Origin of the sequence: Cupriavidus sp. YAF13, assembly GCF_052113425.1 — a bacterium.
In the GTDB taxonomy this organism is placed as follows: Bacteria; Pseudomonadota; Gammaproteobacteria; order Burkholderiales; family Burkholderiaceae; genus Cupriavidus.
This window is the reverse complement of the sequence record NZ_JBFRDD010000011.1, coordinates 77,921-94,900: the sequence shown is the minus strand read 5'-3', so window position 1 is coordinate 94,900 and position 16,980 is coordinate 77,921. Positions and strand designations below refer to the sequence as shown.

The following is a 16,980-nucleotide window of genomic DNA, read 5'->3' as shown; positions in this document are numbered from 1 at the left end:
CATGGCACGCATCTTCCTTGTCCTGGCTGTCGTGCTGGGCTGTTTCTGGTGGCTTCGCCAGCGCGCCGAGGCGCGCCTGCGGGAGGACCGCGCCGCCCGGCACGGTCCCGCGCAAGGCTCGCCGGTGCGCAACCAGCCTGCCCCCCCGCAGGAAGCCATGGTGCAGTGCGCGCGCTGCGGGGTGCACCTGCCGCAGGGCGAAGCGATCGCCTTCCGCGGCTTGCATTACTGCCGGCGCGCCCACCTGCCGGCCGATAGCGATCCGGATAGCCCTGCCGCATGAACGGGCCTGCCTCGTTCTGGTCCCGCCTGAATGCCTGGCGCGCCCTCGCGGCGATGTGGCGCCAGCCCGAGCCTCCTGAATTCCACTGGCGCTTGCTGCGCTATTTCTGCTGGACCCGGCTGGCGGTAGCCGCGCTGCTGCTGGGCTACGCCTGGCTGCCGGCGCAGCGCGCCGAGGCCGAGCGGGCCGCGCAGGCGCTGGCCAGCGGAATGGGCGGCGGGTTCGGCAGCGGCCTGGCCGCGCTGCCGCTGGCCGTGCCCTATGCCGTGGTGGCGCTGGTGATGGTGGTCGCCACGCTCTGGTGGCGCCGCGGCTTTCACCTGCGGGTGCGCTTCCAGGTACTGGCCGACCTCGCCCTGCTGGGCCTGATTTTTCACGCGCAGGGCCATCGCGGCGAGGGGCTCGCCATGATCTTCCTGCTGCCCGCGCTGCAGGCCGGCGCGCTTACCAGCCTGCTGTTCGCGCTGTTTACCGCGGCAGCTTCAGCGCTGCTGGTGATGAGCGCGCCCTTTGCGCAGACCTTGCTTTTGCGCCAGGCCGACGCGGGTTTGCTGGGCTCGGGGCTGTACGGGCTGGTCTTCATGATCGCGGCCTCGCTGATGTACCTGCTGGCCAACCGCCAGCTTGCGCAGGAGCGGCTGGCGCTGGCGCGCGAGCAGGAGCTGCGCCTGCAGCAACTGGTCAACCGCCTGATGGTCAACGACATGCAGGACGGGGTGATGCTGCTGCGTGCCAACGGCGCGGTGGTGGCGGCCAACCCGGCCGCGGTGGTGCTGCTGGGCGTGCAGCCGGCCGAGCGGGGCAAGCCCACGGACACGCCCGCCAATGGGCGCGATGCGCTGTTCGACCTGCGCCAGATCCCCCGCCTGCAGCCGTTGATGGAGATGCTGCGCGACTGGGTGCGCAGCAAGGACGATGCGCCCCGCATCCTGCAATTGCTGCCGCTGCCGTCGCGGCCATCCTCTGGGCGTGGCCCTATCCTGCATACGCGGCTGCGGCTGCGCTTCTTGCTGCCGGGGCTGGCCAGCCTGCGCTCTACCTTCGCGTCCTCGATGTCGGTCTCGCTCAGTGCGCAGAACGCCATGAACACCGGCGCCTGGAACGATCTGTCGCCCGAGGCGGCGGCTCGGCTGCGCCTGGCCATCRCCCAGAGCGAGGCCATGGCGTGGCGCCCGGAGGACGAGGCCTTGCTGCGCAGCGAGATGCGCGATACGGTGCTGGTCCATATCGAAAGCTGGGAGCGCATCGCCGAGCAGGTCCAACAGGAGAAGTTGGCCGCCATGGGGCGCCTGGTGGCCAGCGTGGCACACCAGATCCGCAATCCGCTGGCGGCCATCAGCCAGGCCAGCGAGCTGCTGGCCGAAACCAGCCGCCGGGCCGCGCGCCCGGGCGAGGCGGGGCGCGCGGAGGGCGATGTGGATGCGCGGCTGCTGCGCATCATTCACGACAATGTGCGCCGGCTCGACCAGGTGGTGTCGGATGTGCTGCAGATGTCGCGCCGCCCGCGCACCGAGCGCACCACGGTGGACCTGAACCAGGCGCTGCCGGAGATCGTCGGCCGCTGGCGGCTGGAGATGCGCGCCCGCTCCGCCAGCCACGACCCGGTCGGCGCGCGGCGCGTGCCGCGTCCGGCCGAGATCAACGCCAATGCCATCCGGCTCACGGTGGACGTGGCACGCCCGGTCATCTTCGATGCCTCCCAGTTGCAGCAGGTGCTTGGCAACCTGCTCGACAACGCCTGGCGCTATTGCAGCCGCCTGCCCGGCGCGATCCGCCTGCTGGCCCATGCATTGGACCAGCACCATGCCGAGCTGATCGTCTGGAACGATGGCGTCGAGGTGTCGCGCGAGCACCAGCGCACCTTGTTCGAGCCCTTCTTTACCAGCAACGCCCAGGGCACCGGCCTCGGGCTGTTCATGGCGCGCGAGCTATGCGGCGCCAACGACGCCCAGGTGCGCTACGGCACCATTTCGATCGACGCGCTGCTGGCGCAGACCGGCATGCTGGCGCCCGCCGCACGCGATACACTGCCGGCCAAGGCCTTTGTCCTGACCTTGCGCATCGAAGCGCCGGACAGCGCGGGTGGCTGAGCCGCGCCGGCGTGCCCGGCCACCCGATCAGCACCGCGTTCAGTCGCCGCCCCGGCCCCATTTCGCCACTTCGCCATTTCGCCATTTCGTCACTTCGCCAGATCGCCAGACGCAGACCCATGCCCCTCAAGACGCCAGGCCCCGATCCGATTCTCGTCATCGACGACGAGGCCGACCTGCGAGAACTGCTCGATATCTCGATCCGCCGCATGGGCCACGATGTGGTGCTGGCCGGCTCGCTGGCCGAGGCGCGCCAGCAGCTCGCCGCGCGCCGCTATAGCCTGGTACTGACCGACATGCGGCTGGGCGACGGGCTTGGCATCGATATCGTGCGCCAGCTCTCGAGCGCGCCGGAGCGGGTGCCGGTGGCAGTGATCACCGCCTACGGCAGCGCCGACAATGCCGTGGAGGCGCTCAAGGCGGGCGCCTTCGACTACATCGCCAAGCCGGTCTCGCTGGACCAGCTGCGCAGCCTGATCCTGAATGCGCTGGGGCGCCAGCAGCGTGACGGCGCCGAGGGTGCCGAGGGCGGTGATGGCGGCAGCGGGGCGCACGAAACCGTGGACCGCGCCGTCAACCTGCTGCCCGGCCATTCTCCGGCCATGCATGAGGTGCGCCGCTCGCTCTCGCGGCTGGCGCGCAGCATGGCGCCGATCGTCATCAGCGGCGAGTCCGGCAGTGGCAAGGAGCGCGCGGCGCGCGCCATCCACGCGGTCAGCGCGCGCGCAGCGCATCCCTTTATCGCGGTCAATTGCGGCGCCATCCCAGAGACCCTGATGGAGTCGGAGTTCTTTGGCCATGTGAAAGGCGCCTTCACCGGGGCCGACGCCGAGCGCGGCGGCTTCTTCCAGGCTGCCAATGGCGGCACGCTGCTGCTCGACGAGGTGGCGGACCTGCCGCTGGCGATGCAGGTCAAGCTGCTGCGCGTGCTGCAGGAGCGGCGCGTGCGCAAGATCGGCGCGAGCCGCGAGGAGAGCGTGGACGTGCGGGTGCTGTGTGCCAGCCACAAGGATCTTTCCGCGATGGTCGCCTCCGGCCAGTTCCGCCAGGACCTGTTCTACCGCCTCAACGTGCTGGCGCTGCGCATGCCCACGCTGCGCGAGCGGCGCGAGGATATCCCGGTGCTGGCCAGCGCCATCCTGGAGCACCTGGCGGTGCGCTATGGCGATCCCCATCCCAAGCGGCTGGCGGCGGCCGCGCTGCAGCGGCTGTCCGACTATCCGTTCCCGGGCAATGTGCGCGAGCTGGAGAACCTGCTCGAGCGCGCCTATGCCTTCGCCGAGGGCAATACCATCGAGGTGGACGACCTGGGCCAGATGGACGCCGGCATGGGCCATACGGCCATGCCACGCCCGCCCGCGCCGCACGCCTACCCGGCTACGACGGCTGCGCCGGCCGCCGCGCCGGCATCGCCCGGCTTGCGGCCCGACACCATGCAGGAGCTTGCGTCCGATGCGCGGGCCGAATCCCGGGGCGGCGCGCAGCCCGATCTGTTTGCGCCGCCCGCGCACGCTTGCCGTGCCATCTTCCCGATCGACCTGCCAGGCCGGCTCGAAGCGCTCGAGCGCGACCTGATCCTGCAGGCGCTGCAGCAGACCGGCTTCAACCGGACAGCCGCCGCGCCGCTGCTGGGCTTGAGCTTTCGCCAGCTGCGCTACCGTATCCAGCAGCTTGGCATCCGCGAGGGCCGAGACGACCCGGCCGACGGTGCCGCCGAAACCAGCGAAGCGCTGCGCGACGGGCTGCTGGCGGCAGATGGAGATCGCGATGCCTGACCACGACCCGGCCGCCAGGTTGGCGCCAAACTCGTCATTCGTCCCCGACCCGGCAGGCTGGGTGCCCGCGGCGCGGCGCGTGCCGTCGCCCAATTTCGACGCCCGGCCCGCGCACACGCCGGTGGACCTGGTGGTGATCCACAACATCAGCCTGCCGCCCGGACAGTTCGGCAGCGGCGATATCGAAGCCTTTTTCCTGAACCGTCTCGACCCGTCCCGCCATCCGTTTTTCGAGACAATCTATCAAGTGCAGGTGTCGGCGCATTTCTTGGTGACGCGAGAGGGCGAGCTGGTCCAGTTCGTGTCTTGCCTGGACCGAGCCTGGCACGCAGGCCAGTCCGAGTTCTTCGGCCGGCCCCGGTGCAACGACTTCTCCATCGGCATCGAGGTCGAAGGCAGCGACGACCAGCCGTTCACGTTGGCCCAATACCACACCACCGCCGCGCTGGTGCATGCCCTGCTAGGCACCTATCCGGTGCGGGCCGTGGCGGGGCACAGCGATATCGCGCCAGGGCGCAAGACGGATCCGGGGCCACATTTCGACTGGGCGGGCTTTGCCGCCGCGGCCGGCGTGGCGCCCGCACAACTGCCTTACCGCAAAGCACAGCCCTGAGGCAAGGGCAACAAGCCAGGTCTAGGGGATAGCCGTGATCTGGGGAAAACCCTGATAAAGTCCGCGCCTATCGAAGAGGTCAGGTCAATCAAAAAAATTTCGCGTCATGGTGCGGTAACGAACCGCCGGGCGGATTCCCTTGCGTCTCTTGGGCTAGCGGGTATGGCGCAGCGCCGCATGCTGCGCCAGCACTGGAATTCGCGCCAAAAAAGCGCTTGTCAAGACTGGTGAATCCGCCCCGTTTCACTATACTTAGTCCAGTTTTTCGCATCGACCACTAGATCTAGTGGTGCTTTCGGGGAGCCGGCCTAGGTGTGCAGTTACCGCCGCAGCAATGGCTGCGGTCCGCCGAAGGGCCGGCGCATCACAAGAGTCCCAGCAGAATCCAGCAATAGCAGCGCGCCCTCCCGGGTAAGACCGGCCGGCGTGTCTGAGCCTTTTTGCGCATTTTGCCCGGGACTCTTTGTCACTCATAAAACACGGGTCAGAACAGGAGTTCCTCATGCAGACAGCCCAGAACGAAATCTCCACCGGCGCAAGCGCCGCCGGTGCAGCAGCGAACACGCAGTCGAGCCCCGCTACTGCCGCCGCTGGCAGCTACCAGGACTACAAGATCATCCGACGTAACGGCGCCGTCGTGGCGTTCGAGCCGAGCAAGATCTCGGTGGCGGTGACCAAGGCCTTCCTCGCCGTCAACGGCGGGCAGGGCGCCGCTTCGGCGCGTGTGCGCGAAGTGGTCGAGCAAGTGACCCAGAATGTGGTCCGCGCGCTGCTGCGCAGCCGCCCTAACGGCGGCACCTTCCATATCGAAGACGTGCAGGATCACGTTGAGCTTGCGCTGATGCGCTCGGGCGAGCATGAAGTGGCCCGTGCCTACGTGCTGTACCGCGAGAAGCGCACCCAGGAACGCGCCCAGGCAAACGCCCAGGCGGTGGCCCGCGTGCAGGAAGGCGGCGCCACGTTCAACGTGACCGATGCGGGCGTGGCCCGCGTGCTGGACCTGGGCGCGCTGCATGGCCTGATCGACAACGCCTGCTCGGGCCTTGGCGACGCCGTCAGCGCCGAGCCGATCCTCAAGGAAACGCTGAAGAACCTGTACGACGGCGTGCCGATGACCCAGGTCTACGACTCCGCCATCCTGGCCGCGCGTACCCTGATCGAAAAGGACCCGGCCTACAGCCAGGTCACCGCGCGTATCCTGCTGCACACCATCCGCAAGGAAATCCTGGGCGCCGAAGTGACCCAGACCGAGATGGTGTCGCGCTACGCCGACTACTTCCCCAAGTTCATCGCGCGCGGCATCGAAGCCGAGTTGCTGGACGAGAAGCTGGCCACCTATGACCTGGTCCGCCTGGGTGCGGCACTGGACGCCCAGCGCGACTTCCAGTTCAACTATCTGGGCCTGCAGACCCTGTACGACCGTTACTTCCTGCACATCGACGAGACCCGCATCGAAATGCCGCAGGCATTCTTCATGCGCGTGGCGATGGGCCTGGCGCTGGGCGAGAAGGACCGCGAAGCCCGTGCCATCGAGTTCTACCAGCTGCTGTCGTCGTTCGACTTCATGTCGTCCACGCCGACCCTGTTCAACTCGGGCACCCGCCGCTCGCAGTTGTCGTCGTGCTACCTGACCACCGTGTCGGACGACCTGGAAGGCATCTACGAGGCGCTGAAGGAAAACGCGCTGCTGTCGAAGTTCGCCGGCGGCCTGGGCAACGACTGGACCAATGTGCGCGCCCTCGGCTCGCACATCAAGGGCACCAACGGCAAGTCGCAAGGCGTGGTGCCGTTCCTGAAGGTGGTGAACGACACCGCCGTGGCGGTCAACCAGGGCGGCAAGCGCAAGGGCGCGGTCTGCGCCTACCTGGAAACCTGGCACCTGGACATCGAGGAATTCCTCGAGCTGCGCAAGAACACCGGCGACGATCGCCGCCGCACCCACGACATGAACACGGCGAACTGGATTCCCGACCTGTTCATGAAGCGTGTGATGGAAGCCGGCGAATGGACCCTGTTCTCGCCCGCGACCTGCCCGGATCTGCATGACCTGGTCGGCAAGGCATTCGAACAAGCCTACCTGGGCTACGAAGCCAAGGCCGCCCGCGGCGAGCTCAAGCTGTTCAAGAAGATCCCCGCCATGCAGCTGTGGCGCAAGATGCTGGGCATGCTGTTCGAGACCGGCCATCCCTGGATCACCTTCAAGGATCCGTGCAACATCCGCAGCCCGCAGCAGCACGTGGGCGTGGTGCACAGCTCCAACCTGTGCACGGAAATCACGCTCAACACCAACGACAGCGAGATCGCCGTTTGCAACCTGGGTTCGGTGAACCTGGTCGCCCACCTGAAGCAACAGGCCGACGGCACCCAGGTGCTCGATCACGCCAAGCTCGAGAAGACCATCCGCACCGCGATGCGCATGCTCGACAACGTGATCGACATCAACTACTACGCGGTCGAGAAGGCACGCAACTCCAACCTGCGCCATCGCCCGGTCGGCATGGGCATCATGGGCTTCCAGGACTGCCTGCACATGCTGCGCCTGCCGTACGCCAGCGACGCCGCGGTGCAGTTCGCCGACACCTCGATGGAAGCGGTGTGCTACTACGCCTACCGTGCCTCCAGCGAGCTGGCGGAAGAACGCGGCCGCTACAGCACCTATGAAGGCTCGCTGTGGGATCGTGGCATCCTGCCGCAGGACTCGCTCAAGCTGCTGGCCGAAGAACGCGGCGGCTACCTGGAAGTGGATCATTCCTCGACCATGGACTGGGACAGCCTGCGCGCGCGCATCAAGCAGCACGGCATGCGCAACTCGAACTGCATCGCGATCGCGCCGACGGCAACGATCTCGAACATCATCGGCGTGTCGGCCTGCATCGAACCGACCTTCCAGAACCTGTACGTCAAGTCCAACCTGTCGGGCGAGTTCACGGTGGTCAACGACTACCTGGTGCGCGACCTGAAGGCGCGCGGCCTGTGGGACGAAGTGATGGTCGCCGACCTGAAGTATTTCGACGGCAAGCTGGCCCGCATCGACCGTATTCCGCAAGACCTGCGCGACATCTACGCGACGGCCTTCGAAGTCGAGCCGAGCTGGCTGGTGGAAGCCGCCAGCCGCCGCCAGAAGTGGATCGACCAGGCCCAGTCGCTGAACATCTACATGGCCGGCGCCTCGGGCAAGAAGCTGGACGACACCTACAAGCTGGCCTGGCTGCGCGGCCTGAAGACCACGTACTACCTGCGCACGATGGCAGCCACCCACGTGGAGAAGTCCACCGTGTCGCGCGGCTCGCTCAACGCCGTGTCGTCGGGTAGCGACGGCGGCATCAGCGCCGCCGGCATCGACCAGGCCGCCGCCTCCGCACCGGCCATGCCGGAAGCCGAAGGCGCGGTCTGCACGATGCGCCCGGGCGACGCCGGTTTCGACGAGTGCGAAGCCTGCCAGTAAGCCGCCTGCCAGTCAGTCATTACCTGCCCTGATCCTCGCCGCGCCGCTCGCGCGGCGAGGACGGCGGCAAACCAAAGCATTCCACGGAGAACCACACCATGCTGAGCTGGGACGACGACGTTCAAGCCACCCCGCAGGCTGCCCCGCAGCCCGCGCCGAATCCCACCGCCACGCCTGCTGCCGCACGCTCTGTCGACCAGCACGGCGTGCTGCCGCCGGCCGCCACGCAGCCGGCAGGCACGGGTATCCTCGGCAACCTGCCGGCGTCCGACGCACCGACGGACCGCCGCGTGAACGCCGCCGACAAGCGCGTCATCAATGGCTCGACCGACGTCAACCAGCTGGTGCCGTTCAAGTACAAGTGGGCCTGGGAAAAATACCTGGCCGGCTGCGCCAACCACTGGATGCCGCAGGAAATCAACATGTCGCGCGACATCGCGCTGTGGAAGGACCCGAACGGCCTGACCGAAGACGAGCGCCGCGTGATCAAGCGCAACCTCGGCTTCTTCGTGACCGCCGACTCGCTGGCCGCCAACAACATCGTGCTGGGCACCTACCGCCAGATCACCGCGCCGGAATGCCGCCAGTACCTGCTGCGCCAGGCCTTCGAAGAAGCGATCCACACGCACGCCTACCAGTACATCGTGGAGTCGCTCGGCCTCAATGAAGCCGAGATCTTCAATGCGTACCACGAAGTGCAGTCGATCCGCGACAAGGATGAGTTCCTGATCCCGTTCATCGACACGCTGACCGACCCGGCCTTCAAGACCGGCACGCCGGAGAACGACCAGAAGCTGCTCAAGTCGCTGATCGTGTTCGCCTGCATCATGGAAGGCCTGTTCTTCTACGTGGGCTTCACGCAGATCCTGGCCATGGGCCGCCAGAACAAGATGACCGGCGCCGCCGAGCAGTACCAGTACATCTTGCGCGACGAGTCCCTGCACTGCAATTTCGGCATCGACCTGATCAACCAGATCAAGCTCGAGAACCCGCACCTGTGGACCGCCGAGTTCAAGGAAGAGATCACCGCGCTGTTCAAGAAGGCCGTGGACCTCGAATACCGCTACGCCGAGGACACCATGCCGCGCGGCGTGCTGGGCCTGAACGCACCGATGTTCAAGGGCTACCTGCGCTTCATCTGCAACCGCCGCTGCCAGCAGATCGGCCTGGAGCAGCTGTTCCCGAACGAGGAAAACCCGTTCCCGTGGATGAGCGAGATGATCGACCTGAAGAAGGAACGTAACTTCTTCGAGACGCGCGTCATCGAGTATCAGACCGGCGGGGCGTTGTCCTGGGATTGAGCGGGGTTGGTAACCGCAAGAATCGTTGTCGTGGGCGACATTAGATCTGCCCTTTTGGTGACACAAGTCCGCCCCTCGGCACATCGGCCAGGGGCGGTTTTTTTTATGTCCATTTCCGTAATCCGTCGAAAGTCCGAGCGTGGTTGCTAAGTGAGCCATGTTGAGACACCTTGGACGCGCCTGCCAAAGCAAGACTACCGGGCCGGTACTTGGGTCACCAGCATTTGCCGGCGGCCGGAGTTGTTTCATTGGGAGGTTAAGGTGTCTTTCTCTCTTGATCTTGAGATTGATGATCGAATCAGCAAGGACGAAGTACTCGACCTACTTCGCGAGATGCGGTTCGAAATCTCTCAGGAAGACACGGATGGTGTTCGTGGAAATTTTCCGCGCTCGAATATTTTTGCGGTTGCGAAATGGGTGTCTGATCCCAACGAGATGGCTCCAAGAACGGAGGGAGCTGATTTTGCCGCGAAATGGAAGATTGGAGTTAGGGCGAACTTCTATTACGTCATGAGCAACTATGACGAGTGTAGCGCTGACATGCATGAATTCTTGGCTAGGTTGAACGAGAAATATGATGCCTATTTCATATTCTCATTCGAGAAAGAGAAGATTTATGCCGTGAAAGATGAGCGTGGCATGCGCATTGTTGGTCAGTTTTAGCGGTGGAGCTTCATCTTCAATCGTGGGCCGGCATCAGCCCGCAATCCGCCTCAACGCCTCCTCGATCGCCCGCGTCTCGCTCGGCCGCACCAGCCGCGTCACCTCCACGCCGTCGCGCATGAACACCAGCGTGGGCCATAGCTTGACCCGGAACGAGCGGCCGAGCGGCTTGCCGCTGCCGTCCTCGACCTTGATGTGGGCGACCTGCGGATGGCTGGCCATGGCGCTGGCCAGGTGGGGCTGCGCCCGCATGCAGTAGCCGCACCAGGGCGCGCCGAACTCGATCACGGCCGGGCCGTTGATGGCGTCGATTTCGGCCCGGGCCGGCTCGCGCAGGCCGTACACGTCGGTCATCGTCATAGGGAATCCTCTCGCCTGTCCAAATGGGCATGCACGGATTGTATGACCGCGGCTGGTTGCAACGGATCCTGTTATCAGGCCTGCGAGCCCTGCGGTATCTCGGGGGCTGCGGGCTTGCCCCAGCGCACCGTGGCCAGCAACGACGCCGCCACGATCAGCCCCCCGCCGATCCACGCCGTGGCGGAGATGCTCTCTGCCAGCCACAGGCTGGCGAACAACGCGCCGAAGGCGGGCTCGCTGCCCATCAGCAGCGCCACCCGCGTGGGGCTGCTGCGCCGGATGGCGTAGTTCTGGGCGAAGAAGGCGAACAGCGTGCAGGCGGCCACCAGCCACAGCACGCAGCCCCAGAACGCAGCGTGGCCGGAGAACGGCGGCAGGGGCTGCCACTGCGCGGGCACCAGCGCCAGTGCCACGGCCGCGCTGCCGACGGCGACCACGCCGGATTGCACCGCCGTCATCGTCAGCGCCGGCATGGACCGGCCCCGCACCAGCCGTTTGGTCGCGCAGACCATCAGCGCGCGCAGTACGGCGGCGGCGAGGATCAGCCCGTCGCCAAGGTTCAAGCCCAGTTCGCCGTGGCCCGCCAGCAGCCACGCGCCTAGCAGGGAGAGCGCCACCGCCGCCCATTCGATGCGGCTTGGACGGCGCTTGAGCAGCAGCCACTCTGCCAGCGGTGTCAGCACCACGCACAGGCTGATCAGGAACGCTGCGTTGGAGGCGCGCGTTAGCAGCACGCCGAAGGTTTCGCACAGGAAGATGCCGAGCAGCAGCACGCCGGTGCCCAGCACCCCGCGCAGGGTGGCGGCGTCGGTGCGGCGCAGCCCGGCCAGCGTGGGCGAGAGCACCACGAAGGTGATGCCAAAGCGTAGCGTCAGCAGGCCGAGTACCGGGTAGAAGACCAGCGCGCTCTTGACGATGCCGTAGCTGCTGCCCCAGACCACGGCGACCGCGAGCAGCATCAGGTCGGACAGCAGTAACAGGTTTTTTGGCGCGGGCATGGCGGACCTTGTGCATTCGGTCCTGCATTGTGCCGCTTTGCATCAGCGGCGATAATCGGGTCGAAACGCAAAGCCTTTATGCCGCAAATGCATTAATCCGCCTCTGCTTGCCGCTAGCCGCCTCATGAACCAAGCTGATCTCTTTGCCTTGCTGCCCGATATGGCGGTGTTCGCGCGCGTGGTCGACGCGGGCAATTTTTCTGTTGCCGCGCGCCAGCTTGGCAGCACGCCGTCCACTGTCAGCCGCCAGATCAAGCGTCTGGAGGAGGCACTGGCCACGCGCTTGCTGGAGCGCTCGACCCGCAAGGTGCGCATGACGGAATCGGGCGCCGAGGTGTACCGCTATTGCCGCGACGTGGTGAGCGCCGCGGCGGGGGCGATGGACGCCGCCGGCCATGTGGTGGGCCGGCCGCAGGGCAGGGTCAGCGTCAGCGCGCCGACCGCGTTTGCCAAGACGGTGATCCATCCGCTGGTACCGGCTTTCCTGCAGGCGTATCCGGAAGTGGACCTGCAGCTGCTGTTTACCGATCACGAGACCGATCCTCTTGCCGATGACCTCGACCTGGTGATCAGGCTGACCGAGCACCCGCCGCCCGGCCTGGCCGGGCGCCGCCTGGGCGCGGTGCGCTGGGTGCTGTGCGCCTCGCCCGCTTACCTGCGCGCGCGCGGTACGCCCGCACAGCCGCGCGATCTCGCGCAGCACGATTGCCTGTACCTGGGGGAAACCGCCGACGACAACCGCTGGCGCTTGCGTCGCGACACCGAGACGCAGACCGTGACGGTGAGCGGGCGCTATGTCGCCAACCACGCCGGCGCGCGGCTGGAGGCGGCGCAGCAGGATCTTGGCATCGCCAGCCTGCCGGAGTTCACCGCGGCCCTTGCCTTGCAGGCCGGCGAACTGGTGCAGGTGCTGCCAGACTGGGAATTGCAGGCACGCGCCTACGTGGGGACGGTGTGGCTGCTCTACCCGCCCAACCGCTTCCTGCCGCCCAAGGTGCGGGCATTGATCGATTACCTGGCCGCGCATATCGGCAGCGCGGGCTGACTTGCCGCTCAACGCGCGCTGGCCGGCCCTTGCTGCGAGCGCTGGTAGTCGCCCGGGGATACGCCCACCAGCCTGGTGAAATCCCGCGTCAGGTGGGCCTGGTCGAAGTAGCCGAGCTCGGCGGCGAGCTGCGCCAGCCCGACCGGCTCGCCGCGCGCGAGCCGCCATGCGGCCTCTTGCAGGCGGTAGCGGCGCAGCACCCACTTGGGCGATACGCCCACGTAGTCCTGGAACAGCCGTTGCAAGGCGCGCACGCCCATGCCGGCATGCTGCGCCAGCGACTCCACGCTGGCGGGGCCTTCGGCGCTGGCGGCATGCGCGACGATGGCCTGCAGTTGATCCACGACGGGGTCGGGCGGCGGCAGGGCGCCGCCCAACAGGGCTTCGGCGGCGCGCACCATGGCTTCGTCGCCGCCGGCATCCAGCACCAGCAATTCGGCCCGGCCAGCGTCGCATGACAGCAGCGCGCGCGCCGGACGCGTGGTGTCGGTCAGCGCGCAGACTGGCTCGTCCAGCAAGGGGCGCAGGCCGCCTACGCGAAAGCGCACGCCGAGCACGTGGCCGGCGCCTTCCAGCGTGCGGTCGAACACGCCGCGCACCACGCCGAAGAGCGCTGTCTGGCCGCGGTCGAATACCAGGTTGGCGTTCGGATAGGGCAGCACGCGCTGCACCTGCGGCGGGTGTCCCGCCAGGTCCCATTCGACGATCCAGTAATGTTCGACAAAGGGCGCCAGCGCCGCCGACGGCAGGTAACGGCCGAGGCGGATGCGATGCTGCGTGCCGAGCGGGTCGACAATGCCTTTTGGCGCAGCGGTGACGCGCGCGTGCGTGTCGCGTTTTTCCAATCGGGGCATGGGGGTATCGGTGTAAAACTACGGACTGCGGCAGACATGCAAGACGCGCAAGACGCGCAAGATGTGCAGGATGCGCAAGATGAACGAAATTCTATCGGAGACCACCATGACCATAACCCACTACACCGGCGGCTGCCATTGCGGCGCCGTGCGCTACGCCGTGGATGTCGACCTGGCCGGCGCCATCGAGTGCAATTGCTCGTTGTGCAGCAAGCGCGGCTTCATCTGGTCGTTCACACCGGCAGATAGATTCACGCTGACCGAAGGCGCGCAGGCCACGCGCACGTACAAGTTCAACAAGCACGTGATCGACCACCGCTTTTGCGAAACCTGCGGCGTGGAGGCCTACGCGCTGGGCAGCATGCCGGACGGCTCGGCTGTGGCCGCGATCAACGTGCGGTGCCTCGATGGCGTCGACCTGGCGCAGCTCCAGCCTAAGAAAGTCGACGGCGCCAGCGCTTGATCCGCGATGGCGCGCTTTGCCGCCACCCTCGCCCTGAGTTGCACGATGTTTCCCCCGGAGCCAATGCCATGTCCCAGCCCGAACTGACCCTGTTCCATTCGCCCAATACGCGTTCCACCGGCGCGCTGACCCTGCTTGAGGAACTCGGCGTGCCGTATCGTCTGCACGCGCTCAATATGAAGGCCGGCGAGCAGCGCGAGCCGGCTTACCTGGCCATCAATCCGATGGGCAAGGTGCCGGCCATCCGCTATGGCGATGCGCTGGTGACGGAGCAGGCGGCCGTGTTCATCTTCCTGGCCGACCTGTTCCCGCAGGCCAGGCTGGCGCCTGCGCTGACCGATCCGCTGCGCGGGCCTTACCTGCGCTGGATGGCGTTCTACGGTTCCTGCTTCGAGCCGGCGCTGGTGGACCGCTCGCAGCATCGGGAGACGCCGCGCGCGATGTGCCCTTACGGCGATTACGACACCACCATCCGCACGCTGCTGGGCCAGCTGGAAAAAGGCCCCTACCTGCTGGGCGACACCTTCACCGCGGCCGATGTGCTGTGGGGCACCGCGCTGACCTGGACCACCATGTTCAAGCTGGTCGAAGCGACGCCGGTGGTGCAGGCCTATATCGACCGCGTCAACGCGCGCCCGGCGGTGGCGCGGGCGCGTGCCATCGATGCGAAGCTGGCAGCAGAGCAGGGCGGCTGAGCGCCCGCCGCGCTTATAGCTCCAGCACGATCCGCTGGCATTTCGCGCGCGAGCAGCAGGCCATCATCTTGGTGTTGGCCTCGCGCTCCGCGCGCGTGAGCACCACGTCGCGGTGGTCGATTTCGCCGGCCAGCACGCGCACCTCGCAGGAGCCGCACAGGCCTTCCTCGCAATCGCTCTGCATGTCGATGTTGGCGGCGCGCAGCGCGGCCAGCAGCGTCTGGCCCGGGGCGACCGCGACGACGATGCCGGAGTCCTTCAGCTCGGCTTCGAACGCTTGCTCCTGGCCGGGATCGAGCGTGGCCAGCGCCGACTCGAAATGCTCGATGCGCAGCGCATCGCCGGGCCAGCCGGCGCACTGTTCCTGCAATGCTGCGAGCATGCGCGCCGGGCCGCAGGCGTAGATCTGCGTATCCGCCTGGGGCTGCCCGAGCAGGCTGGCGAGATCGTTGCGCTGGCCTTCATCCTTGGCGTAGACATGCAGGCGGTCGCCGTGCAGCGCGATGAGCTCGTCGAGCAGCGCCATGGACGCACGCGAGCGCCCGCTGTAGTGCAAGGCGTAGTCCATGCCGAGCGCCTTCGCGCGCCGGGCCATGGCGCTGACGGGCGTGATGCCGATGCCCCCGGCGATCAGGATCAGCTTGCCCGCGGCCTCATCCAGCCGGAAGTGGTTGCGCGGGCCGCGGATCTTCAGCCGGTCGCCGGCTTTGACGCTGTCATGCACCCAAGCAGATCCGCCACGGCCTTGCGCTTCGCGCAGCACGGCGATCTCCAGCGCACCACTGTCGTCCGGGTCGCCGCACAGCGAGTATTGCCGCGACAGACCGGTGCCACCGCATTCCACGTCGATGTGCGAGCCGGGCGCCCAGCGCGGCATCGGCTTGCCATCGGGCGACACCAGCCGCAGCCGCACGATGCCCTCGGCCGCTTGCGTCGCGCTGGCCACCACCACCGGCCGGCTGATTGCATGCCCCAAAGGCTCGCCAATGCGCACCGGCACTTGTACTTCCAGCAACGCGGGGTTGGCGCGCTCGGGGTTTTGCGTCGGGTCCCATTCCACCCACACGTGCTCGGGCCCGCGGAACGAGGTGTTCGGCACGTAGCTGAATCGCTGCTCTGCCAGGCGCATATGGGGCAGGCGCCGCGTGAGTTCCTCCAGGAACACCTGCATCTCCATGCGCGCCAGGTTCTTGCCCATGCACTGGTGCGAGCCGTAGCCGAAGGTGAGCTGGTCGCTGGCGTTCTCGCGGCGGATGTCGAAGAGATCCGCATCGGCAAAGTGCCGCTCGTCGTGGTTGGCCGAGGACGTCACGATCAGCAGCTTGGCGCCGGCGGGAATGTCGACGCCGCCTACCTGCACGTCGCGCGTGGCCAGGCGCCGCCAGGCCGCCACCGAGCCGTTGTGCCGCAGGCATTCCTCTACCGCGTTCGGGATCAGGCCCGGGTCTTCGCAGATCTCCTGCCAGGCGCGCGGATGCTGCAGCAGCAGCTTCATGGCATTGGCCGTGGCGTTGGCCGTGGTTTCATGCGCGGCGACAATGCCGGCCATCATCATCGAGTGCAGGTAGGAGTCGGTGACGATCTCCGGATACTCCACCTGCTTGCGGATGCCATAGCGCATCCATCCCGGGCCGGACGGGTCCTGCCGCATCTTGTCGAGGATCTTGCCGGCCAGCTGCCAGAAGTTGCCCACGGCATGCGCGACTTCGACCTGTTCCTCCGGCCTGGGCCGGCCCCAGGTATTGACGGTATGCGCGATGGAGTATTTGCGCAGCAGGTCCATGTCTTCCTCGGGCACGCCGAGAAAATGCAGCGCCACGGTCAGCGGCACTTCCCACAGCATCTGGTCGACCAGGTCGGCACGGCCGTCGTCGACGAAGCGGTCGACATACTCGCGCGCGAGCTTGCGCACCATGGGTTCGTGATGCTTGAGTTCCTCGGGCGTAAACGGCGCCATCAGCACGCGGCGGCGCGGCATGTGCGCTGGCTCGTCTTCGTTGACGAGCGTGCGGTTCATGGCGTAGCCGTAGGACGCCAGCACGGCGTTGGCTTCCGGCCCCGTCGGCGTGATCTTCTCCAGCGCGATGGAGGGGCTGAAGGTCAGGTTGTCGCGGAAGATCGCCTTGATGTCGTCGTAGCGCGTCACCACCCAGTAGCCCAGCCTGGGGCTGTAGAAGACCGGCTCCTGCTCGCGCGCCCAGCGCACGTACTCGGGCGGGTCCTGCTGGTAGCCATCCTCGAAGGGATCGAAGCTGGCTGCGCCTGGGCTGACCGGGCAGCCGGTGGGCGAGCGCTGCGCTGTCAGCAAGCGATGGTCAACGGGACATCCCGAGGCGTGTGGATTGGGGGTAGCGTTGGCCATGCTTGTTGCTCCGTGTTCTCGTTTGCGGGGGGC

At 66.8% G+C, this 16,980-nt stretch carries 14 protein-coding genes; 10 read left to right on the top strand and 4 right to left on the bottom strand.

The genetic code is table 11. The features are described 5' to 3' along the window. Position 1 precedes the first annotated feature (1 nt). The 7 genes from AB4061_RS11895 to AB4061_RS11865 all read left to right on the top strand — a co-directional run bounded on the left by AB4061_RS11895 (position 2) and on the right by AB4061_RS11865 (position 10,170). Positions 2–283, top strand: coding sequence for a PP0621 family protein (locus AB4061_RS11895; RefSeq protein ID WP_441633909.1), 282 nt, complete (start codon positions 2–4; stop codon positions 281–283). After that, a complete protein-coding gene (locus AB4061_RS11890; protein WP_441633907.1) occupies positions 280–2,373 on the top strand; it encodes a sensor histidine kinase in 2,094 nt (697 codons plus the stop codon). Before AB4061_RS11895 ends, AB4061_RS11890 begins: the two co-directional genes overlap by 4 nt. 119 nt (positions 2,374–2,492) lie before the next feature. Next, complete coding sequence (locus AB4061_RS11885; RefSeq protein ID WP_441633905.1) at positions 2,493–4,148, top strand: sigma-54-dependent transcriptional regulator; 1,656 nt, start codon at positions 2,493–2,495, stop codon at positions 4,146–4,148. Next, positions 4,141–4,761 (top strand): 1,6-anhydro-N-acetylmuramyl-L-alanine amidase AmpD, encoded by a 621-nt coding sequence (gene ampD / locus AB4061_RS11880; protein WP_441633903.1) that lies wholly within the window; start codon positions 4,141–4,143, stop codon positions 4,759–4,761. The genes AB4061_RS11885 and ampD overlap by 8 nt, the downstream gene beginning before the upstream one ends. 502 nt (positions 4,762–5,263) lie before the next feature. Beyond that, positions 5,264–8,206 carry a ribonucleoside-diphosphate reductase subunit alpha gene (locus AB4061_RS11875; protein WP_441633901.1) on the top strand — a complete coding sequence of 981 codons (2,943 nt, stop codon included), beginning with the start codon at positions 5,264–5,266 and terminating at the stop codon, positions 8,204–8,206. Between the two features lie 98 nt (positions 8,207–8,304). Then, on the top strand, positions 8,305–9,507 hold the full coding sequence (locus tag AB4061_RS11870) for a ribonucleotide-diphosphate reductase subunit beta (protein WP_150986839.1): 1,203 nt from the start codon (positions 8,305–8,307) through the stop codon (positions 9,505–9,507). A gap of 150 nt (positions 9,508–9,657) precedes the next feature. Then, a complete protein-coding gene (locus AB4061_RS11865; RefSeq protein ID WP_441633899.1) occupies positions 9,658–10,170 on the top strand; it encodes a hypothetical protein in 513 nt (170 codons plus the stop codon). A gap of 33 nt (positions 10,171–10,203) precedes the next feature. On the opposite strand, the gene AB4061_RS11860 is transcribed toward AB4061_RS11865, so the two are convergent. Both AB4061_RS11860 and AB4061_RS11855 read right to left on the bottom strand, forming a co-directional pair. Then, a complete protein-coding gene (locus AB4061_RS11860; protein WP_441633897.1) occupies positions 10,204–10,530 on the bottom strand; it encodes a thioredoxin family protein in 327 nt (108 codons plus the stop codon). A 74-nt stretch (positions 10,531–10,604) separates the two neighbouring features. Further along, a complete protein-coding gene (locus tag AB4061_RS11855) occupies positions 10,605–11,528 on the bottom strand; it encodes a DMT family transporter (protein ID WP_441633895.1) in 924 nt (307 codons plus the stop codon). Positions 11,529–11,652: 124 nt separating this feature from the next. Between AB4061_RS11855 and AB4061_RS11850 the strand changes: the two genes are divergently transcribed. Then, positions 11,653–12,573 (top strand): LysR family transcriptional regulator, encoded by a 921-nt coding sequence (locus tag AB4061_RS11850; protein ID WP_441633893.1) that lies wholly within the window; start codon positions 11,653–11,655, stop codon positions 12,571–12,573. 8 nt (positions 12,574–12,581) lie between these two features. On the opposite strand, the gene AB4061_RS11845 is transcribed toward AB4061_RS11850, so the two are convergent. Next, positions 12,582–13,427 carry a DUF6597 domain-containing transcriptional factor gene (locus AB4061_RS11845; protein ID WP_441633891.1) on the bottom strand — a complete coding sequence of 282 codons (846 nt, stop codon included), beginning with the start codon at positions 13,425–13,427 and terminating at the stop codon, positions 12,582–12,584. Between the two features lie 106 nt (positions 13,428–13,533). Here AB4061_RS11845 and AB4061_RS11840 point away from each other — a divergent pair, with 106 nt between their 5' ends. Both AB4061_RS11840 and AB4061_RS11835 read left to right on the top strand, forming a co-directional pair. After that, positions 13,534–13,890 (top strand): GFA family protein, encoded by a 357-nt coding sequence (locus tag AB4061_RS11840; RefSeq protein WP_441633889.1) that lies wholly within the window; start codon positions 13,534–13,536, stop codon positions 13,888–13,890. A 68-nt stretch (positions 13,891–13,958) separates the two neighbouring features. After that, entirely contained in the window at positions 13,959–14,585 is a 627-nt protein-coding gene (locus tag AB4061_RS11835; RefSeq protein ID WP_441633887.1) for a glutathione S-transferase family protein, read from the top strand. Between the two features lie 13 nt (positions 14,586–14,598). Here AB4061_RS11835 and AB4061_RS11830 read toward each other — a convergent pair whose 3' ends face one another. Beyond that, positions 14,599–16,947, bottom strand: coding sequence for a cytochrome P450/oxidoreductase (locus AB4061_RS11830; RefSeq protein ID WP_441633885.1), 2,349 nt, complete (start codon positions 16,945–16,947; stop codon positions 14,599–14,601). Between the last annotated feature and the right edge of the window lie 33 nt (positions 16,948–16,980).